The 19,002-nt window shown below is 72.6% G+C and carries 17 protein-coding genes; 6 read left to right on the top strand and 11 right to left on the bottom strand.

The window, feature by feature from the left end:
- Positions 1-44: 44 nt before the first annotated feature.
- Positions 45-461 (bottom strand): Fur family transcriptional regulator, encoded by a 417-nt coding sequence (locus GXP74_RS08250; RefSeq protein WP_225448579.1) that lies wholly within the window; start codon positions 459-461, stop codon positions 45-47.
- 316 nt (positions 462-777) lie between these two features.
- On the opposite strand from GXP74_RS08250, the gene GXP74_RS08255 reads away from it, so the two are divergent.
- Positions 778-2,166: a glycine--tRNA ligase gene (locus GXP74_RS08255; protein ID WP_182450742.1), complete on the top strand. Its 1,389-nt coding sequence runs from the start codon at positions 778-780 to the stop codon at positions 2,164-2,166.
- Between the two features lie 101 nt (positions 2,167-2,267).
- Here GXP74_RS08255 and GXP74_RS08260 read toward each other — a convergent pair whose 3' ends face one another.
- Positions 2,268-2,708 (bottom strand): hypothetical protein, encoded by a 441-nt coding sequence (locus GXP74_RS08260; RefSeq protein WP_370468400.1) that lies wholly within the window; start codon positions 2,706-2,708, stop codon positions 2,268-2,270.
- Complete coding sequence (locus GXP74_RS08265) at positions 2,705-3,115, bottom strand: hypothetical protein (RefSeq protein WP_182456969.1); 411 nt, start codon at positions 3,113-3,115, stop codon at positions 2,705-2,707. Before GXP74_RS08265 ends, GXP74_RS08260 begins: the two co-directional genes overlap by 4 nt.
- Positions 3,116-3,285: 170 nt before the next feature.
- Here GXP74_RS08265 and GXP74_RS08270 point away from each other — a divergent pair, with 170 nt between their 5' ends.
- The 3 genes from GXP74_RS08270 to GXP74_RS08280 are packed head-to-tail and all read left to right on the top strand — an operon-like array spanning position 3,286 to position 6,043.
- The gene (locus GXP74_RS08270; RefSeq protein ID WP_225447788.1) at positions 3,286-4,596 is read left to right on the top strand and encodes a sensor histidine kinase; all 1,311 of its coding nucleotides are present in this window, start codon (positions 3,286-3,288) and stop codon (positions 4,594-4,596) included.
- Complete coding sequence (locus tag GXP74_RS08275) at positions 4,584-5,228, top strand: response regulator transcription factor (RefSeq protein ID WP_182450744.1); 645 nt, start codon at positions 4,584-4,586, stop codon at positions 5,226-5,228. Before GXP74_RS08270 ends, GXP74_RS08275 begins: the two co-directional genes overlap by 13 nt.
- Positions 5,225-6,043 carry a DUF4097 family beta strand repeat-containing protein gene (locus tag GXP74_RS08280; protein ID WP_182450745.1) on the top strand — a complete coding sequence of 273 codons (819 nt, stop codon included), beginning with the start codon at positions 5,225-5,227 and terminating at the stop codon, positions 6,041-6,043. Before GXP74_RS08275 ends, GXP74_RS08280 begins: the two co-directional genes overlap by 4 nt.
- On the opposite strand, the gene GXP74_RS08285 is transcribed toward GXP74_RS08280, so the two are convergent.
- On the bottom strand, positions 6,032-6,610 hold the full coding sequence (locus GXP74_RS08285; RefSeq protein ID WP_182450746.1) for an NADAR family protein: 579 nt from the start codon (positions 6,608-6,610) through the stop codon (positions 6,032-6,034). The genes GXP74_RS08280 and GXP74_RS08285 overlap by 12 nt on opposite strands.
- 318 nt (positions 6,611-6,928) lie before the next feature.
- On the opposite strand from GXP74_RS08285, the gene GXP74_RS08290 reads away from it, so the two are divergent.
- A complete protein-coding gene (locus tag GXP74_RS08290) occupies positions 6,929-7,915 on the top strand; it encodes an isopenicillin N synthase family oxygenase (RefSeq protein WP_182450747.1) in 987 nt (328 codons plus the stop codon).
- An 81-nt stretch (positions 7,916-7,996) separates the two neighbouring features.
- Here the strand turns inward: GXP74_RS08290 and GXP74_RS08295 are convergent, their stop codons facing one another.
- The gene (locus tag GXP74_RS08295) at positions 7,997-9,487 is read right to left on the bottom strand and encodes an MFS transporter (protein WP_182450748.1); all 1,491 of its coding nucleotides are present in this window, start codon (positions 9,485-9,487) and stop codon (positions 7,997-7,999) included.
- A 253-nt stretch (positions 9,488-9,740) separates the two neighbouring features.
- Between GXP74_RS08295 and GXP74_RS08300 the strand changes: the two genes are divergently transcribed.
- The gene (locus GXP74_RS08300; protein WP_182450749.1) at positions 9,741-10,622 is read left to right on the top strand and encodes a LysR family transcriptional regulator; all 882 of its coding nucleotides are present in this window, start codon (positions 9,741-9,743) and stop codon (positions 10,620-10,622) included.
- A gap of 91 nt (positions 10,623-10,713) precedes the next feature.
- Here GXP74_RS08300 and GXP74_RS08305 read toward each other — a convergent pair whose 3' ends face one another.
- The 6 genes from GXP74_RS08305 to GXP74_RS08330 form a co-directional block, all read right to left on the bottom strand.
- Positions 10,714-11,298 carry an ABATE domain-containing protein gene (locus GXP74_RS08305; RefSeq protein ID WP_182450750.1) on the bottom strand — a complete coding sequence of 195 codons (585 nt, stop codon included), beginning with the start codon at positions 11,296-11,298 and terminating at the stop codon, positions 10,714-10,716.
- Between the two features lie 147 nt (positions 11,299-11,445).
- Entirely contained in the window at positions 11,446-12,813 is a 1,368-nt protein-coding gene (locus tag GXP74_RS08310) for an MFS transporter (RefSeq protein WP_182450751.1), read from the bottom strand.
- Between the two features lie 56 nt (positions 12,814-12,869).
- On the bottom strand, positions 12,870-13,325 hold the full coding sequence (locus tag GXP74_RS08315) for a cupin domain-containing protein (RefSeq protein ID WP_182450752.1): 456 nt from the start codon (positions 13,323-13,325) through the stop codon (positions 12,870-12,872).
- A gap of 188 nt (positions 13,326-13,513) precedes the next feature.
- The gene (locus GXP74_RS08320; RefSeq protein ID WP_182450753.1) at positions 13,514-15,130 is read right to left on the bottom strand and encodes an AMP-binding protein; all 1,617 of its coding nucleotides are present in this window, start codon (positions 15,128-15,130) and stop codon (positions 13,514-13,516) included.
- A complete protein-coding gene (locus GXP74_RS08325; RefSeq protein ID WP_225447789.1) occupies positions 15,127-18,330 on the bottom strand; it encodes an FAD/NAD(P)-binding protein in 3,204 nt (1,067 codons plus the stop codon). The genes GXP74_RS08320 and GXP74_RS08325 overlap by 4 nt, the downstream gene beginning before the upstream one ends.
- Positions 18,327-18,788, bottom strand: a complete 462-nt coding sequence (locus GXP74_RS08330) for a cobalamin B12-binding domain-containing protein (RefSeq protein ID WP_182450754.1) — start codon at positions 18,786-18,788, stop codon at positions 18,327-18,329. The genes GXP74_RS08325 and GXP74_RS08330 overlap by 4 nt, the downstream gene beginning before the upstream one ends.
- Between the last annotated feature and the right edge of the window lie 214 nt (positions 18,789-19,002).

Here is a 19,002-nt window from a genome sequence, read left to right on the forward strand (position 1 = left end):
GGCCGGTCCGCCGGACGCGGGCGGCCCCGTGGACCACGGGGCCGCTAGGGCGTCGTCTCCTGGGCCGCGCAGTCGGCGCAGGTGCCGAAGATCTCCAGGGTGTGCGCGATGTCGACGAAGCCGTGCTCGCGGGCGATGCCCTCGGCCCAGCGCTCCACGGCCGGGCCCTCCACCTCGACCGTGCGACCGCAGCGGCGGCACACCAGGTGGTGGTGGTGCCCGCTGCTGCACCGCCGGTACACCGCCTCGCCCTCGTCGGTGCGCAGCACGTCGATCTCACCGGCGTCGGCGAGCGACTGGAGGGTGCGGTAGACGGTGGTCAGGCCGACCGAGTCGCCCCGGTGCTTGAGCAGGTCGTGCAGCTCCTGCGCGCTGCGGAAGTCGTCGACCTCGGCGAGCAGCGAGGCGACAGCGGTGCGCTGCCTGGTCGACCGCGCGGGGGAGGACTGGTTCGCGGGCAGCGGCACCGGATCTCCTCTAGGTCTCGATGGGCTCGGATGGCTGTCTTGGCCGCCATTGTGCCAGCCCGGGGCGGTCACCGGGGGTGGGTGCGGCCGGAGTGCCGAACCTCCAGTTTCACAGATAATGGAAATCATTGTCAAATATGGCTGGTTCCCGCCGTCCCCAGCGGCTCCCCGGGGGAATCGAATTGAAGCCTCAGCGGCATGGGCCGGTAACCTGAATTATTCGGTCGCGCCGCCGGCTCCACGTCGGCGCGTGTCCCGCGTGCAATGAAATCCAATCACTGACCGCATTCGTCGTACTGAAGAGAGCACTGTGGCCGCCGACAAGATCGACACCATCGTCAGCCTGAGCAAGCGCCGTGGCTTCGTTTACCCGTGCAGCGAGATCTACGGCGGCCAGAAGGCCGCCTGGGACTACGGTCCGCTGGGTGTCGAGCTCAAGGAGAACATCAAGCGGCAGTGGTGGCGCAACATGGTCATCGGCCGTGAGGACGTCGTCGGCCTCGACTCCTCGGTGATCCTGGCCCGCGAGGTGTGGGAGGCCAGCGGCCACGTCGCGACCTTCAGCGACCCGCTGACCGAGTGCACCTCCTGCCACAAGCGCTACCGCGCCGACCACCTGGAGGAGGCGTACGAGGCCAAGCACGGCCACGTCCCCGCCAACGGCCTGGCCGACGTCAACTGCCCCAACTGCGGCAACAAGGGCGGCTTCACCGAGCCCAAGCCGATGTCCGGCATGCTGGAGACCCACCTCGGCGCGTTCAACGCCGGGGACCCGGCCGGGCGGGCCTACCTGCGCCCGGAGACCGCCCAGGGCATCTTCGTCAACTTCGCCGCCGTGCAGCAGACCTCGCGCAAGAAGCCGCCGTTCGGCATCGCCCAGACCGGCAAGAGCTTCCGCAACGAGATCACGCCCGGCAACTTCATCTTCCGCACCCGCGAGTTCGAGCAGATGGAGATGGAGTTCTTCGTCAAGCCCGGCGAGGACGAGCAGTGGTTCGAGTACTGGATGCAGGAGCGCTGGAACTGGTACCGCGACCTCGGCCTGCGCGAGGAGAACATGCGGTTCTACGAGCACGCCAAGGAGAAGCTGTCGCACTACTCCAAGCGCACCGTGGACATCGAGTACCGCTTCCAGTTCGGCGGCAACGAGTTCGGTGAGCTGGAGGGCGTGGCCAACCGCACCGACTACGACCTGGCCCAGCACGCCGAGCACTCCGGCCAGGACCTCAAGTACTTCGACCAGGAGTCCGGCGAGCGCTGGTTCCCGTACGTGATCGAGCCCGCGGCCGGGGTCAACCGCGCCATGCTGGCCTTCATGCTCGACGCCTACCGCGAGGACGAGGCGCCGAACGCCAAGGGCGTGATGGAGAAGCGCGTGGTGATGCGGCTCGACCCGCGGCTCGCCCCGGTCAAGGTCGCGGTGCTGCCGCTGTCGCGCAACGCCGCGCTCTCGCCGAAGGCCCGCGGCCTGGCCGCCGACCTGCGCAAGCACTGGAACGTCGAGTTCGACGACGCCGGTGCCATCGGCCGCCGCTACCGCCGCCAGGACGAGATCGGCACGCCGTTCTGCATCACCGTCGACTTCGACACCCTGGACGACAACGCGGTGACCGTGCGCGAGCGCGACACCATGGAGCAGCAGCGGATCTCGCTCGACCAGGTCGAGGGCTTCCTCGCGGGCAAGCTGCTGGGCTGCTGACCGGCCCCCGCCGCGGAACGTGCACCGCCGCCCGACGCGAACGCGCGTCGGGCGGCGGTGCCGTGTCCGGGGGGTCCAGGGCGCTCGGCGTGCGCGAGCGGTCAGCGCGGCAGCGCGCGCAGCGCCAGCCGGACGCAGAGGCAGGCCAGCGGCAGTTCCACCAGTACCGCCATGGCGACGGCGGTGGCGAAGTCCGCGCCGGGCGCCGAGGTGGTGGTGTCGAACCAAGCGTCGCAGAGCAGCAGCACCGCCGTGGCCACGGCGGTCAGGCAGCGGCGCGGGTCGCCCCGGCGCAGCAGCACGCCGGTGCTGATCAGGCCGACCGCCTCCAGGCAGTCCAGACCGACCCAGGCCAGCGACCAGTGGTCGGCGGTCGCGGTGCCGGGCAGCGTGGTGGCCAGCACCACCAGCCACGGCAGCAGCGCCAGCCCGAGCCCCACCAGCAGCCGGGGCAGTGCTCCGGCGGGTCGGCCCACCGCCCGGGCCCGCGGCGGCGCGGTCCGCCGCGGCGCGGTGGTGCGGATCGGGGCGAGCGTGGTCACCGGGACCACCCCGCGCGGACCCGCAGCCGCCGGGCGCCGCCGCCCGGGCGGGCCGCGCTGACGTGGTCGTAGCAGCCCTCGGCCAGCGCCACCCAGAAGTCCCCGGCGACGGCGGTCGGTTGCCCCCGCTGCTCCCGGTGCCGCTGGCCGAACCAGACGTCGGGCGGCAGGCCGTCCGCCGGGAGGTGCCCCCAGGCGAGTACCGACGGGCGTCCGTCGCGTTCGCCGCGCCGCCCGCCGCGCAGCACGTCCGCCGACAACGGCTTGGCCACCAGCACGTCCAGCAGCAGGCCGTTGTTGTAGACCTCCAGCGCGGTCCGGCCCCGGGTGCCCCGTCCCAGCCGCAGCGACCACGGCGAGTTGAGCAGCGGCACCCCTCGCAGGTCCAGGTCGATGGTCGACGGCATGAGCTACCCCCTCGGTGCGGCCCGGCTGTCGGGCCCCGGTAAGTAGACTGCCGCGACCGCGCGCCGCAATCAGTAGTGCCCGACCCCGAATCGGGGGTGGTGCCAGGTGCACCCCTAGGGGGCATCAGGGTCCATGGTGCTTGCCGATCATGGGACTTAGGCTCTGCCGCATGGCGACAACGTGGTGGGGGGCGGGCCGGGGACGGCTGTGGTCCGCGGGGCGGATCACACTGCGGGCGCTCCGGGCGCCGGTGTCCCGACGGGCCTGGCGGGACACCGCCTTCCTCGCGGCGGGGATTCCGTTGGCGCTCCCGGCCGCGCTGGCGGCGATCCTGCTGCCGATGGACGTCCTCGGCTGGAGCGTGCTGCTGGCGGTGGTGCTGCTGCTGTGCTGCGTGCACCAGTTGACCCGGCTGCAACGCGACCGGTTCCGGGCGCTGCTGGGGCTGGAGATCCCGCCCGCGCCCGAGCGCGAGGGCCGCTGGCTCGGCCTCGGCACCGTCCGCTGGCTGCGCTCCGAGGCGACTTGGCGGCAGGTGTGCTACCACCTGGTGGCGGCGCCGCTGGTGTCCGTCTGCGCGGGCGGCGTGCTCGTGGGCTGGGCCACCGGGCTGGTCTGGGGCAGCCTCTTCGGCTGGGCCTGGATGCTGCCCGACACCAGCGCCGTGCGGCTCTGGCAGGACACCTGGGACGTCTGGCTGACCGTCGGCGGGCTGGCGCTGCTGCTGCTGACGCCCTGGGCGGCGGCGCTGGTGGTCGAGTTGGACAAGCGGGCCGCCGCCGCGCTGCTCGGCCCCAACCGGGCCCGCGAGCTGCAACGCCGGGTCGAGTCGCTGGCGGAGAGCCGCAGCGAGGTGGTGGACGCGGCCGACGCCGAACGGCGGCGGATCGAGCGGGACCTGCACGACGGCGCCCAGCAGCGGCTGGTGTCGCTGGCGATGAACCTGGGCCTGGCCAAGCGGATGCTGCGGGACCTGCCGCCACCGGAGCAGGCGCAGCGGGCGATGCGGGTCATCGACGAGGCGCACCAGGAGGCCCAGGCCGCCATCGCCGAACTCCGGGACCTGGTCCGCGGGCTGCACCCGGTGGTGCTGGAGGACCGGGGTCTGGACGCCGCGCTCTCCGGCATCGCCGCCCGCGCCCCGCTGCCGGTGCGGCTGACCGTGGACCTGCCCCGGCGGGCCGCCCCGGCGGTCGAGGCGGTGGCGTACTTCACCGTCTCCGAGGCACTGGCCAACATCGCCAAGCACGCCCGCGCCTCGCGCGCCGAGGTGGAGGTGCGGGAGACTCACGGGCGGACCGGCGACCGGCTGCTGCGGGTCTCCGTGACCGACGACGGGATCGGCGGCGCGGACCCGACCCGGGGCACCGGCCTGTCCGGCCTGCGCCAGCGCGCCGCGTCCGTGGACGGCGTGCTGAGGCTCACCAGCCCCCACGGGGGCCCCACCACCCTGATCGTGGAGTTGCCATGCGAGCTGTGATCGCCGAGGACTCGGTGCTGCTGCGAGTGGGACTGGTCAAGGTCCTGGAGGCGGTCGGCTACGAGGTGGTGGCCGCGGTGGGGGACGCGGAGCAGCTGCTGACGGCCGTGGCCGAGCACCGCCCGGACGTGGTGGTGACCGACGTCCGGATGCCGCCCGGCTACACCGACGAGGGCGTCCGCGCGGCGCTGCTGATCCGGCGCCAGTGGCCGGAGGTGGCGGTGCTGCTGCTGTCGCAGTACGTCGAGGAGCGGTACGCGGCCGACCTGCTGGTGGGCAACACCCGGGGCGTGGGCTACCTGCTCAAGGAGCGGGTGGCCAATGTCGACGACTTCCTGGACGCGCTGGAGCGGGTCGCCGGGGGCGGCACCGCGCTCGACCCGGAGGTCGTCTCGCAGCTGCTGCTGCGCAGGCAGAGCGGACCACTGGACTCGCTCACCCCGCGCGAACGCGAGGTCCTCGGCCGGATGGCGGAGGGCCTGTCCAACACGGCCATCGCCCGGACGCTGGTGGTCAGCGAGAGCGCCGTGGCCAAGCACATCAACAGCATCTTCACCAAGCTCCAGCTCTCCCCGACCGAGGGCGAGCACCGCCGGGTGATGGCCGTGCTCCAGTTCCTGGACAACGCGTGAGCGGCGCCGACCACCCTGCGGACGCGGCCGGGGCGCGCCGCTCGCACCGCACGGCCTGGCTGGCGGTCGCCCTGGTCAGCGGCCTGCTGGTGGCCGCGCTCAGCGGCGCGGACCTGGTCAACCGGCTGATGCGGCAGACCTACACCGGCTCGGCGGTGTACCGGAACGACATCAGCGCGCTGTCCGTCGACAACGACGACGGTGACATCACGGTCGGGACCGGCCGGGCCGGGCAGGTGACGGTGGGCCAGCGACTGGACTGGAACACCGTCCGCCCGACCGTCCGGGTCGAGCGCAGCGGCGGCACGCTGACGGTGGACGTGCGGTGCGACGGCCCGCTCGGCGACCTCGGCTGCCACGCCGACCTGACCATCCTGGTCCCGCCGCAGACCCGGCTGACCAGCGTCAGCGAGTCCGGCGCCGTCACCGTGCGGCGCCTCGACGGGCCACTCGACCTCCAGTCGGCCTCGGGCGGCATCCAGTTGGACGGGGTGGGCGGCCCGGTGCGGGCGGTGACCTCCTCCGGTCCGATCGACGGCGGCGACCTGCGCTCCGGCCAGTTCACCGCCCGGAGCAGCTCCGGACCGGTCTCGGTGGACTTCGCCGCCCCGCCCGGCCAGGTCAGCGTCAGCACCGACTCCGGACCGGTCGAGGTCGACCTCCCGCAGGCCACCCGCTACCGCGTCACCGGCAGCTCCGGCTCCGGCCCCCGCGACGTCACCGCGGCCCTGGCCGACCCCACCGCCCCCGGCCTGATCACCGCGGACACCGGCTCCGGCCCGGTCACCATCGACTACGACCAGTCAGGCGGCTAGCCGGCTCCTGGCCTCCATCAGCGCGAAGCCGAGCAGGTTCAGGCCGCGCCAGCGGTCCGGATCCCGGGCCCGGTCGTCGGTCGCGGCCAGGCCTATGCCCCAGACCCGGTCCACCGGGCTGGCCTCCACCAGCACCCGCCCGCCGGTACCCAGCAGGTACTCGCGCAGGGCCGGGTCCTGGCCGAACTTGGCGGTGTTCCCCTCCGCCACCAACCCGAACCGGGCCGCGCTCCAGCGCTCCTCGTCGAAGCCGCGCACCAGGCGGCCGAGGTTCTTCGCCTCGGCCGGGGTGCGGGCCGCGAGTATCGCCGGGACCGCCGCCTCGTCGCCGAACAGCCGCGCCTTGCCGGCCATCATCCAGTGCTCGGCCGTGGCGTAGCGCACGCCCCGCACGGTGAAGGCCGAAGGCCACCACTGGCTGAGCGCGCCCGCGCCGACGCCGCCGTCCCGCCGCGGCTGGTGGCCCCAGAACATCAGCCACTTGGGCCGCGCCCCGGACCGGGTCAGCGCGGTCAACTGCTCCCGGCTCCTGGCCCGAGTCGGGTCCCCCTGCCTGGTTGTCGTCATGCGCCGATCCTCGCACCCGCCACTGACAGCCCGCCTCCGGATATCACCGCCGCCGGACGCCCGCGGAGCGGGTCGGGGCAGAGTGTCACCACTGCGATGCGTGACGGTATATCGCAGGCTGCGAGCGTTCTGGCCCTCTGATTTCTCTTCTCCGCCCCTGCTCCCATACGTGCATCCGAGGTACCCTGGCCGCATGCCCATGCTCGTTTCGCGCCGTCACGTGGACCTCCACCGGGTGACGAACATGTCCTGTCGCCTTCCCGTCTGACCCCCGAACCCTCTCCCCATCGGCGTCACACACCCTCACCAGGACGGGCCATGTCCGAGCAGCGACTCCCCCTGATCGACCTCTCCCGCATCGACCGCGAGGCCCTGCACCACGCGGTACGCGATGTCGGCTTCTTCCAGCTCACCGGCCACGGCGTGACCGCCGAGGAGATCGAGGCCCTGCTGGCGGCGGCGCGCGGCTTCTTCGCCCTGCCCGAGGCCGAGCGGCTGTCGATCGACAACCTGAACTCCCCGCACTTCCGCGGCTACACCCGCACCGGCAACGAGCTGACCCGGGGCACCCGGGACTGGCGGGACCAGCTGGACATCGGCGCGGAGCTGCCGCCGCACGTCCCCGGCCCGGGGGAGCCCGCGTACTGGTGGCTGGAGGGCCCCAACCAGTGGCCGCAGGCCCAGCCCGAACTGCGCACGGTGACGCTGGACTGGATCGCCCGGCTCAGCGGCATCGCCCACCGGCTGCTGCACGAGGTGCTGGGCGCGATCGGCGCGCCGGAGGACTTCTACGACGACGCCTTCGCCGGGCACCCGCACACCAACCTCAAGCTGATCCGCTACCCCGGCCGCGCGCCGCAGGGCGACGACCAGGGCGTCGGCGTGCACAAGGACTACGGCTTCCTGACCCTGCTGCTCACCGACGGCGTCGGCGGCCTCCAGGTCGAGGGGCCGGACGGCGGGTTCCAGGACGTCCCGCACGTCCCCGGGGCGTTCGTGGTCAACCTGGGCGAACTGCTGGAGGTGGCGACCGACGGCTACCTGAAGGCGACCAACCACCGGGTGGTCAGCCCGCCCGGAGCCCGTGAGCGGTACTCCGCGCCGTTCTTCTACAACCCGCGGCTGGACGCCCGGATCGCGCCGCTGCCCTTCCCGCACGCGGCCCGGGCCACCGGGGTCACCCAGGACCCGGACAACCCGCTGTTCGCCGAGTACGGCTGGAACTCGCTCAAGGGCTGGCTGCGGGCCCACCCGGAACTCGCCCGCAAGCACCACCCCGGCCTCGCCGACACCCCGCCGAACTGACGCGAGAAGGCGAGCCCCCCGCAGCCGAGGCTGCGGGGGGCTCGCCGTGTTCGCGCCGACCGTTGACCGCCCGGGGCCGGGCTACCCGACGCGGCTGGGGAGCCGGGTGGACAGCGCCATCACGCCGAGGGTGAGCAGGAGCTGGAGCGCCAGCACCAGGGCGAGCGCGTCGTGCATCCCGTGGGTCGGGGCGAGGGTGAGGAACAGGGTGCCCAGGGTGGCCACCCCGAGGGCGAGGCTGGACTGCTGGGTGGTGGCCAGGATGCCGCCGCCCACGCCCGCGCGCTCGGTCGGGATCTCCGACAGCACCAGCCGGATCAGCGGCGGCATCACCAGGCCCTGCCCGGTGCCGGCGATCGCCATGCCGGGCAGCAGCACCAGCGGGCTGAGGCCGGACCAGTCGCCGTAGACGGTCAGCACGAGCACCAGCAGGCCCACGGCCTGGATCACCGAGCCGGCCCGGATCACCTTGCTGCCGAAGCGGTTCAGCAGTCGCGGCCCGGCCAGTGAGGCGATGAAGAAGCCCACCGCCATCGGCACCATGGCCAGTCCGGAGGCGATCGGCCCCTCGTTCAGGCCCTGCTGCAGGGCGACGGCCATCACCAGCATGAACCCGCCGAACCCGGCGAAGAAGGGGACGGCCATGGTCAGCCCGGTGCGCAGGCCGTGGATGCGCAGCAGCGAGAACGGGACCAGCGGTACCGCTCCGGCCCGCTCGGCCCGGCGCTCGACCCGGACGAACGCCGCGACCAGCAGCGGGAACGCGGCGAGCAGGGTCCAGGTCCACCACGGCCAGCCGACCGCGCGGCCCTCCATCAGCGGCACCAGCAGCGCCAGCAGCGCGGCGGCCAGCAGCGCGGTACCGGGCAGGTCCACCCGGGCCGGGTTGGCCGAGCGGGTCTCCGGCACGGAGCGCAGCGCCAGCAGCGCGGCGGCGACCGAGACCGGCACGTTGACCAGGAAGATCAGCCGCCATCCGGTGCCGAACAGGTTCGCCGAGAGCAGCACCCCGCCCAGTACCTGGCCGATGACGACGGAGATCCCGCCGACCGCGCCGTAGATGCCCATGGCCCGCGCCTTGCGCTCGCCCTGGGTCGCGGACTGGATGGTGGCCAGCGCCTGCGGCAGCATCAGCGCCGCCGCCGCGCCCTGCGCGACCCGGGCGCCGACCAGCGCCAACGCGGTCGGGGCCAGGCCGCAGGCCAGCGAGGTGAGGCCGAAGGCGATGGATCCGGCGATGAACAGCCGACGGCGGCCGAAGAGGTCGCCGAGCCGTCCGCCGAGCACCAGCAGCACGGCGTACGCGATGCCGTAGCCGGCGACGAAGAGTTCCAGCGTCGCCGGACCGGCGGTGAGGTCGCGGTCGATGGTCGGCAGCGCGACGTTGACGATGAAGAAGTCCAGCATCGGCAGGAAGGCGCCGAGCAGGACGGTGATCAGGCCCAGGGTGCTGAGCCTGGGCGGGTTCGAGGAGGAGTCCGGGCCGCCGTGCCCGTTTGAGTCCGAGGGGGTGGTCCCGGAGAGCTTGCGGACGCGCGGCAGGACACTGGCTGCTGAGGATGGGCGAGTCATGGTCACGGGTGCTACGATCCGCCACCACTTAGCCTGGTACCAGTGTCTGCTTATCCTGGTGTTGGAAGTACCCGGATACCCCGATCCGACCCGGCGCCGACAGGTATCACGCTAGCCGCGCAGGGGGTCTGGGGGGAAGGTGGGGGAATTATCCTCGCATTATCCAGGTTGTGTGTTTGGACCAGGGTTCAACGGAGCAGGTACCGGCGTGCCGAATCGGGTCGCGGGGCAGTGCACGCCTAGGTGGGGGACGATGGAGATTCGCTGGTTGGAGACGTTCGCCGTGGCCGCTCGGGAGGGCAGCATGAGCGCCGCCGCCGAGCGGCTCGGGTATGCGCGCTCCACCGTGACCGGCCATGTGCAGAACCTGGAGAAGTCGCTGGGGGCCCAGCTGTTCGACCGCCGTTCCCTCGGCCACCCGCTCACTATGTCCGGCGTCGCCCTGCTGGAGCACGCCGAGAAGATCCTCGACAGTATGGAGCGGGCCCGCGCCGCCGTGGTCGAGGTGGAGGAGGGGCGCGGTGTGCCGCTCCAGCTCGGCGCCACCGAGTCGGTCTGCGCGTACCGGTTGCCGGTCTTCCTGCGGATGATGAGCCGCTTCATCCCCGGCCTGAAGATCGAGGTGGAGGCGGCCGCTGGGGTGCGCCTGTCCGAACTGGTGCTGTCCGGCCGCCCGAGCGTGGTCCTGGTCAACGGCACCCGGGACCGCAGCGGCGGGACCGGTCCGGCCGAGTCCGGGACGGTGCTGCGGCGGGAGCTGTGGGACGAGGACGTGCTGATGGTCGGCACCGCGGACGCGGCGGCCAACCCGAAGCGGATCCTGCTGACCGGCCGTGACTGCGTGTACCGGCAGCTCACCGACGCCGACTTCCTGGGGCGGCTGCCGGACGTCGAGCCGATGCAGGTGGGCAATCTGGAGGGGGTGAAGGCGGCGGTGGTCGCGGGGCTGGGGATAGGGCTGCTGCCGCTGGTGGCGGTCAAGCCGTGGCTGGCCAGCGGGCACCTGGTGGCGCTGCCGCTGCGGACCGAACGCAAGGTGGTCACCGAGGTGGTGTGGAACCAGCAGACCTGCCCGGCCGGTGTGGCCGAGCACCTGCGGCGGCTGCGCTCGATCTCGGTCCGGATCGACAGCTGACCCGTTCGGATCGACAACCGACCCGTCCGGATCGACAGCCGACCCGTCCGGATCGACAACCGACCGGTCCGGACCGCGACCGAGCGCGCCGTCACGGCAGATCCGCCTTCCGGGCCCGGTGCGCCGCGACGTGGTGCCGGTTGCCGCAGGCCTGGGCCGAGCACCAGCGGCGGCGGCGCCCCCGGGAGGCGTCCAGGTAGACGAGGTCGCAGGACTGCCCCTCGCATTCGCGCAGCAGCTCCCGCTGGGGTGAGCTGAGCAGCTGGATGGCGTCCTCGGCGACCGCGGCCAGCAGTTCCTCCAGCCGCGGCGGGGCGGACAGCCGACGGTACCGGGTGCCGTCCGCGGCCTGGACCAGCCGGGACGTCGGCGGACCGGCCTGGGCGACGTGGTTGAGCCGGTCGATGTCGCGGGTGGCGGCCGGCTCCCCGGCGAGTTCGCTGTGGACGACCCGCTTCAGGCAGCCGCGCAGCCCGAGGAACTCGGTCAGCGCGCCCGAGCCGAGCTCCAGCGGCTCGTCGCCGGGGACGACACCGGCCCGGCGCAGCCAGACGACCAGCCGCTCCGGGCTGTCCAGCCGTTCCACCGGGTCCGTCGAGAGGCTGCCGCCGATGGTGGCCAGCAGGTCCAGGCAGACCCGACCGGCGTCGAACCGCAGATCGGTGCTTATGGGCATGGGATTCCCCTTCCAGGAGGCGGGACACCGCTGACAACCCGATGGTCGCACTCCGTCGGCGTCCGGTGGCGGGCCTGTCGGAGATGTCCTCTCCCACGGGCCCGCCACCGGACGGGGTCGGGCTGTTCGGCCGGCTGCCGAAGCGGGTCAGGAGACCTTCGGCTCACGCGGCATGAGCAGGGCGGAGGCCACCGCCGGGACCGCGCCGATCAGCAGCATCACCATCGGCCAGGAGGAGGCGGAGAGCACCAGCGGGATCAGCAGCGGGGTGACGAAGGCGCCGCCGAAGACCAGGGTGTTCTCCAGGCCGAGCGCGGTGCCGGAACGCTCGGCGCCCGCCATGGTGGCGATCTCGGCGTAGTGCACGCCGTGCCAGCCGCAGGCCAGGATGCCGGAGACGGTGAGCAGGGTGGCGATCACCCAGGCCGGAGCCGACTCGAACAGTGCGATCCCGCCGAACCCGGCCGCGATCGCCCAGCTGTAGACGGTGACCAGGGTCCGGCGGTAGCGCCCGCCGTGCCGGTCGGTCCAACGTCCGCCCCACACCCGGGAGACGGCGCTCAGCACCTGGACGATCACCAGCAGCACGGCGATGGTGGCCAGCGGGATGTGCTTGACGGTGTGCAGGAAGACCGAGCCGAAGGTCAGCACGGTGAACTGGGGCAGGTCGAGCAGGAAGGCGGTGATGCCGATGCGCCAGATGTCCCACCGCTTGAGCGGGTTGGGCAGGGTGAACTCCGGCTGCCCGGCGCCGTCCTTGCCCTTCCCCTTGCCCTTGGTCTTCGCCAGCGGGGGCTCGTCCAGCCAGAGGACCACCGCGATGGTCGCCAGCAGGGTGAAGCCGGTGAGGAATCCGAAGACCCAGCGGAAGCCGCCGGACATGGCGAGCGCCGGGATCACCGCGGCGCCGATCGCGCCGCCCGCCGGAACCGCGGCGACCCGCAGACTGATCGCGAATCCCCGCTTGTGCAACGGGAACCAGCCCATCACCGCGCGGCCGGAGGCCCCGTTGACGCAGCCGCCCAGCGCGCCGACCAGGAACAGCACGGCGGCCAGCACCTGGTAGGTGGGCAGGGTGCCGTGGCTGGGGGTGAGGAACACGGTGATCGCAGCCAGCGTGATCATCATCCCGGTCATCCCGGTGATGAGCACCTTCCGCTCGCCTATCCGGTCGGACAGGATGCCCCAGAACACGTCGGTGATGAAGACGCCGCAGGTCACGGCGGCCAGGATGATGCCGAGTTGGGAGGCGGTGAGGTGGTAGGCGCTCTGCAGTTCCGAACCGGCGGTGGGGATGCCCTGGAACACGGAGCTGAAGGCCGCCTGGGAGCCGATCCCGATACCGAGGATGCCCCACATGTACTTCGGGGAGTGCGTCTTGCCGGACTGCCCGACGAGCGGACCGGTGGTGGCGGCAGCGGTGGTGGCGGCGGCCGTGGCGGCGGGCGGCGTGACCTCCGGTGCGGCCGCCGGAGCGGGCACCGGGCGGGGCGGGTCGGTGACTTGTTCGTACATGGTCTTCTCCAAGGAGGTGGGGCCGGTGCGCGGGGCGCAGACGGGGCGGGGTGCGGTCAGCCGCCGTTCGGCGCCGCCGTCAGGGCGAGCCCGGCGTCGGGGGATTCGCCGGGGCGCAGCGCGAGGGTGCGCTTCTCGCGGATCACGAGCATCTTGCAGCCCTCCGGGCTGCTCACCTGGTGCACGCTGTTCGGACGCTCGACGATGAGCGTGCCCGGGCGGTAGTGGTCGCCGTTGTCGTTGACGAGCTCTCCCTCCAGCACCACCATCACCTCGAAGCCGAGGTGGCGGTGCAGGTCGCCGTGGGCTCCCGGGCGGAAGTAGGCGAGGTACGCCTCCGCGCCGTCGGCGCCGGTCTCCTGGGCGGTGTAGAGCCAGTGCACGTCCACGGCCTCGCGGCCGGGCTGGGTGTAGGGGTGCCAGGTGATCCGGTCGCCGGTGAGGCCGTCGCCGAAGACGTCGGTGATGATCTCGATCGCGCGCTGCTGGGGGATGTAGGCGAGCTGGGACATGGTTCTCCTGTCTGACTGTCACGGGTCGGAGCCGTGACAGCGAAGTGAGCGGAGATGTAATGCGTTAGAACCATTACATCGATGGTGGGTCATCGCCCGTCGGCGGCGCAAGCTCCGACGACGGGCGACAACCGGGTTCGGGATTCGTGAACTGGCCTTGCGGGAGCGGACTTCAGCGGGATCAGGTGTCAGCCGGTGAGCGAGGCGCGGCGGACCTTGCCGGAGACCGTGCGCGGCAGCCGCTCGGTGAACTCCAGGGTGTGCACCCGGAGCGCCGAGCTGACCCGGGCGTCCACGTACCGCAGCAGGTCGGCGGCGGTCACCGTGGCGCCGTGGACGACCTCGACCACGGCGTGGGCGGCCTTGCCCAGGGTCGGGTGCGCGGTGGGCACCACCGCGGCGTCCCGCACCTCGGCGTGGGAGCGCAGCACCGCCTCCAGCTCGTACGGGGAGACCCGGTGCCCGCCCGACTTGAAGACGTCGTCCGAGCGGCCCAGCACCCGGATGTAGCCGTCCGCGCGGATCTCGCCGATGTCGCCGGTGCGGTAACGGCCGCCGCTGATCGCCCGGTTGGTGCGCTCCGGGTCGCCGTCGTAGCCGGCCATCATGCCGAGCGCCGGGCTGTTCAGGTCCACGCAGATGACCGAGTCCTCCACGACCATGTCCCAGCCGGGCAGCGGGAGGCCGAGCCACCCCGGCTCGCTCCGCATCCCCGGCGTGGTGCCGATCAGCGCCGTGGTCTCGGTCTGTCCGTAGCCCTCGCGGAGGGTGACCCCCCAGGCGGCGCCGACCGCCTCGGCGACCCGCGCCGGGAGCGGCTCCCCGACGCTGGCGGCCTCGCGCAGCCGGGGTGCGGCGCTGCCCAGGTGCTCGACCAGCTGCGTCCAGTAGGACGGCGGCGCGCAGAGGCTGGTCACCCGCTGCTCGGCCAGTAGCCGCGGCAGCAGCGCCGGGGCGGCGCAGTCCTCCTCCGCCACGACCAGGGTGGCCTCCGCCGAGAAGGGCACGAAGAAGCTGGACCAGGAGTGCTTCGCCCAGCCGGGCGCGGAGACGTTCAGGTGCCGGTCGCCGGGCATCAGCCCGTTGAAGTACATCGAGGACAGGTGGCCGATCGGGTACGACACGTGGGTGTGCAGCACGAGCTTGGGTGCCGAGGTGGTGCCCGAGGTGAAGTAGGCGAAGGCCGGATCGGCGGCCCCGGTGGGGGAGTCGGGCAGGAACGGGCCCGGCGCCTGGTACGACGCCCGGTGGTCGAGCCAGCCGGGGACCGCCGGGCCGACCGCGATCCGGTTGGTCAGCGGGAGGTCGTCGAACAGGGCGGTGAGGCCGCTGCGGGTGACCAGGTGCCGCACCCGGCCCCGGGTGATCCGGTCGGCGGCCTCGGCCCGGGTCAGCGAGGTGTAGGTGGGGATGACGACGGCGCCGAGCTTGAGACAGGCCAGGATCGTCTCCCAGAGCTCGGACTGCTGGTCGAGCACCACCATCACCCGGTCGCCGCGGCTGACCCCCAGGCCGGTCAGCCAGTTGGCCAACTGGTCGGAGCGGGCCGACAGTTCGAGGTAGGAGATGGAGCGGACCGAGCCGTTGGCGCGGACCATCTCCAGCGCCGGCCGGTGGTTGTCCTCGGCGATCACGTCGAACCACTCCAGCGCCCAGTTGAACGTCTCCGGCCGGGGCCAGCTGAACGCCTTCCGGGCCGCGTCCAGGTCGGTGCGCAGTTCGAGCAGCAGGTCCCGGCCCGCGGCGAAGGCCAGGTGGGCCTCGGTGTGGCGGAACTTGCCCCAGTCGTCGGGTCGTTCGGTCATCGGTGGCCTCCGTCGAGTGCGGGTTGCGGCAGCTGGTCCGCGGTCTGGGTGAGGGCGTCCGCCGCGACGGCGTCCGCGTCCGAGGTGAACGCCGTCCACGGGCCCGGGCGGGTGGAGCCCAGCTGCATGAACCAGCGCTGGCCCTCGGTGGGGATGCCCAGGACGTACAGCCCGGCCACGGGAGCGCCGGACAGGTCGGTCGGTCGGAACGGCGCGGCGGTGACCGCCACGCCGCCGGTGTCGAGGGGCTCGTCGCCCGCGGCGTTGGTCCAGCTGGTCAGCAGCCCGGCGCGGACCAGCTGGCCGGTCAGCGGTGCCGGGTCGCGGACCAGGTCGACGCCGGGGATCCGCGCGTCGATCAGGGTCGGGCACACCTGCGGGCCACCCTCGACCTGCGGCGAGGACGCGGTGTACGCCCCGGCGTCGGCGTCGCCGGCGAAGCGGACCGAGGGGCCGACGATCTCCAGCACCCCGGCGTTCATCAGCGCCAGCGTCTGCGCCAGCCGCTCCACCGGCGGCCCGGCGGCGAGGAAGGAGCCGAGCGGGGCGAACCAGCCGAGGAAGTCGCGCTGGTGGGAGCGGGCGGTCAGGCCGCCGTAGTCCACCGCGAGCCGCAGGGTGCCGCGGACGTCGCGGATCACGTCCAGGGCGGCCTTCAGTGGACCGTGGTAGTTGCCCAGCCGGGCCTGCGCGATGTCCGCCTCCAGCAGTTCGGCCAGCGCCGCGGCGAAGTCCTTGGGACCGGCGAAGCGCAGCCCGGCGAACGGACGGCTCAGCCGGTCGACGTCCAGCGGCGCGAGCCCGTCCACGCCCAGCCGCTCGGCCTCCTGCCGGGCGACCCGCTCGGCCGCCGCGACACCCGCGGCGACGACCGCCGCGGCGACCCGGTCGAGGTAGCCGCCCTCGGCCTCGGCGCCCGACCGGGCCCGGACCGCGGTGGCGTGGTAGACCAGTTGCAGTTCGGCGGCCAGCCACGGCCACACCTCGGCGCGGAAGTCCAGCGGCCCGTGCCGACGCAGCTCGGTGATCCGCTCGGGGGTGAACAGCCGTGCCTGGTAGCGCCAGTCGGGCTGCTTCTGGTTGAGCCCGCGCGCCGGCATCGGCACCCCGGACCGGGACCCCGCCACCAGCTTCGGCTCCCGCCCGGACGGTAAGTAGCGCAGGCCGCCGCGTCCGTCCTCCTGGAACCGGCCGCCGCGACCGGCGGTGAGCGCGGCGACGACGTCGTAGAAGGAGAGCCCCATGCCCAGCACCGCGACCCGGCTCCCCGGCGCGATGCTCGCCAGCGGCATGTCGGCGGCGCTGTCGCCGCGGATGTAGCGGGCGCCGAGGTGCGCGGCGGCGAAGGCCGACAGTTGGCCCTGCTCGCCGGAGAGTTCGGTGACCGCGTGTCCGGTCGCCAGCACCACCCGGTCCGCGTGCAGCACCTGGCCGTCCGCGAGCGGCAGCCGCCAGTCCTGCTCGTCCCTTTCCACGGCGACGACCTCGCCGGAGACCCGGCGCAGGGTCGCGGTGGCCGGGAGCGAGGACTCCACCGCGTCCAGGTAGAAGCTCAGGTAGCGCCCGTAGACCCCGCGCGGCGCGTAGGACCCGGGACCGGGGAAGTCGGGGTCGGTGGCCGCCCACCACTCGCCCAGCGAGGGTCCGGCCCCGGCCCGGGTGGGGCCCGCGTCCGGCGGCCCCGAGAACATGGTCACCTCCCCGCAGGCCGTGTTCATCAGGAACGACTGGTCCTGGTTGGTGCGCCAGATGCGTCCCGCGCCCACCTGGACCTTGTCGATCACGCTGATCTCCACCCGCCGCTCGGGCCTGGCCTTGGCCAGCCGGGCCGCGATCCGTTCGGCCACGGCGAGGCCGCGCGGGCCCGAGCCGACGATGGCGATCCGGTGCGGGGTGGACCCGCCGGTGATCGAGGTGAGCCGGTCGTGCGACTCGGCGGTGTAGCGCAGCATGCCCAGCAGCCGGGCGGAGGTGACCGCCGTGGTGCCGGTGCCGGTGCTGGTGCCGGTGCCGGTGTGCGACGCGGTCAGCGGCATCGCCCCGGTCTTCGCCCAGACCAGCCTGCCGTCGTCGCCGATCGCGCCCTGGGCGGCGCCGGCGTTGTCGCGGTGCAGGCAGAACGGCACGTCCAGGACCCCGTCGGCGAACGCCTTGCGCAGCGCCAGGCCGAGGTCCGGTGAACCCGCCAGCACCGCTTTGATCAGCGTGGACGCCTCGGTGTAGACGGTCTCGTAGTCGACCTGGCGGGCCCAGGGCAGGGTGCAGTCGTCGGTCAGGGCGTGCATGCCCGCGGTGGCCGCCCGCTCCAGAGCGGCGACGTTCTCGGCGATGGTGGGGATCCGCTGGGCCTCCACGGCGGTCTTGACGATCAGCCGGGAGGCCCCGCCGCGCACCGCGATCTGCGCCGAGGTCTCCAGCAGCAGCTTCGCGCCCTGCTCGGTCCCCGGGTAGACGCCCATGTAGCTGTAGAGCACCAGGTGCCGGGCCACCCCGGCGGGCAGGTACTCCTCGGCCAGGTGGTGCAGCGCGGCCAGCGCCTCGATGTCCTGCACCGCGTGCGTCTGCTGGGCGTACGAGAGCGACACCGAGGTCAGGCCGCAGCGGGCGAAGAACATCGCCTCCAGCACGCTGATCGCGACCAGCAGCGAGGGCGGACACATCTGCCCGAGCATGCAGCCGCCGAACGTCTCCAGGTGCGCCCGCAGCCCGCGGGCGGCGGCGGTCTCGGCGAACTGCCGCGCGGCGTCCGCCCAGGCGGGCACGGACTCGCTCAACGGCAGCCGGGAGTAGGGCAGGCAGTACGAGACCGGACCGCCCTCGGACGCCGACAGGCCGGCGGCGACCATTGCCTCGAAGATATGCGCGGGACGGGCCGATCCGTGGCGTACCTGGACCGGTATTCGGTGGTCGGTGGCCGCGATTACCCGGGCGGTCGTTTCCAGGTCGTGGTTCGCGATCGGAAAACCGTTCAGCGGCTTTCCGGCGGCCAGCGCCGCGGCGGCGCCCGCCAGGTCCTCCACTCGGGTGTACGAATCAATGGTGATGGTACCGGCGGTCCGGGCGCGGACCGCCGCGACGGCGCGCAGACCCGCCGCCATTTCCTCGGGGTCGGACATTCCCATGCGCGGCTGCACGACCAGTCCGCCGCCGGCGGCCGCCCTTTCCACGTAGGTCTGGAAATCGACCTGCCTTTCCGTCACGCCGCAACCCCTTCACTGGAGGTGATGTCGATGGAGGAGAACCGGGCCAGCACCCGGCCGAATTCGGCCGGATCCGTGCCCTCGTTGAAGACCGCGTTGAAGCCGGCGGCGAGCAGTTCCTCGGCCAGGTCCGTGTTCGCCGTCCCCTGGATGTCCAGCTTTCCGCCGATCAAAGCGGGTACCGACGCCACCACCGGGTCCCCGTCGGCGCGCAGGGCGCGGATCAGCCGGGCGCCGTCGATGTGCCCGTGCCCGTTGACCGAGGAGATGACCACGGAACTCGGTGCGTACCCGCGGACCGATTCGATGAGCACCTGGTCCGGTACACAGGGACCCAGGTTCACCACCTCGTAGCCCATTTCTTCGAGCAGCAGCTGGAGAAACACCAGATTCCACGTGTGGGAATCCGAGGATACGGTGGAGAGGATAACGATCTGTTTGCACAGTGTTCCGGACATCTGACCCCTGTTCTGTTCCGGCACCGGGTGGGGTGAACAGGTTCAGGTTGGTCCGTGGACGGGCGCCGGGACAGGATGGTTCGCGAATCGTGAACTCAAGTTCGAGAAGTCCGGCGAAAGAGTGTCCGGGAAAGGGGTGCAGTCGCGGCGTCGTCAGCGAGTGCACCAGTAGGTGCAATCCCCAGCATGGCCTACATAAGTGGTCTGCGTCACT

This window comes from Streptacidiphilus sp. P02-A3a (assembly GCF_014084105.1).
In the GTDB taxonomy this organism is placed as follows: Bacteria; Actinomycetota; Actinomycetes; order Streptomycetales; family Streptomycetaceae; genus Streptacidiphilus.

Coding starts and splice junctions, on each gene's coding strand:
- GXP74_RS08265 (WP_182456969.1), bottom strand. CDS start 3,115: ATGCCGTCGACCATCGACCTGGACCTGCGAGGGGTGCCGCTGCTCAAC.
- GXP74_RS08270 (WP_225447788.1), top strand. CDS start 3,286: ATGGCGACAACGTGGTGGGGGGCGGGCCGGGGACGGCTGTGGTCCGCG.
- GXP74_RS08275 (WP_182450744.1), top strand. CDS start 4,584: ATGCGAGCTGTGATCGCCGAGGACTCGGTGCTGCTGCGAGTGGGACTG.
- GXP74_RS08285 (WP_182450746.1), bottom strand. CDS start 6,610: ATGACGACAACCAGGCAGGGGGACCCGACTCGGGCCAGGAGCCGGGAG.
- GXP74_RS08290 (WP_182450747.1), top strand. CDS start 6,929: ATGTCCGAGCAGCGACTCCCCCTGATCGACCTCTCCCGCATCGACCGC.
- GXP74_RS08295 (WP_182450748.1), bottom strand. CDS start 9,487: ATGACTCGCCCATCCTCAGCAGCCAGTGTCCTGCCGCGCGTCCGCAAG.
- GXP74_RS08300 (WP_182450749.1), top strand. CDS start 9,741: ATGGAGATTCGCTGGTTGGAGACGTTCGCCGTGGCCGCTCGGGAGGGC.
- GXP74_RS08305 (WP_182450750.1), bottom strand. CDS start 11,298: ATGCCCATAAGCACCGATCTGCGGTTCGACGCCGGTCGGGTCTGCCTG.
- GXP74_RS08310 (WP_182450751.1), bottom strand. CDS start 12,813: ATGTACGAACAAGTCACCGACCCGCCCCGCCCGGTGCCCGCTCCGGCG.
- GXP74_RS08315 (WP_182450752.1), bottom strand. CDS start 13,325: ATGTCCCAGCTCGCCTACATCCCCCAGCAGCGCGCGATCGAGATCATC.
- GXP74_RS08320 (WP_182450753.1), bottom strand. CDS start 15,130: ATGACCGAACGACCCGACGACTGGGGCAAGTTCCGCCACACCGAGGCC.
- GXP74_RS08330 (WP_182450754.1), bottom strand. CDS start 18,788: ATGTCCGGAACACTGTGCAAACAGATCGTTATCCTCTCCACCGTATCC.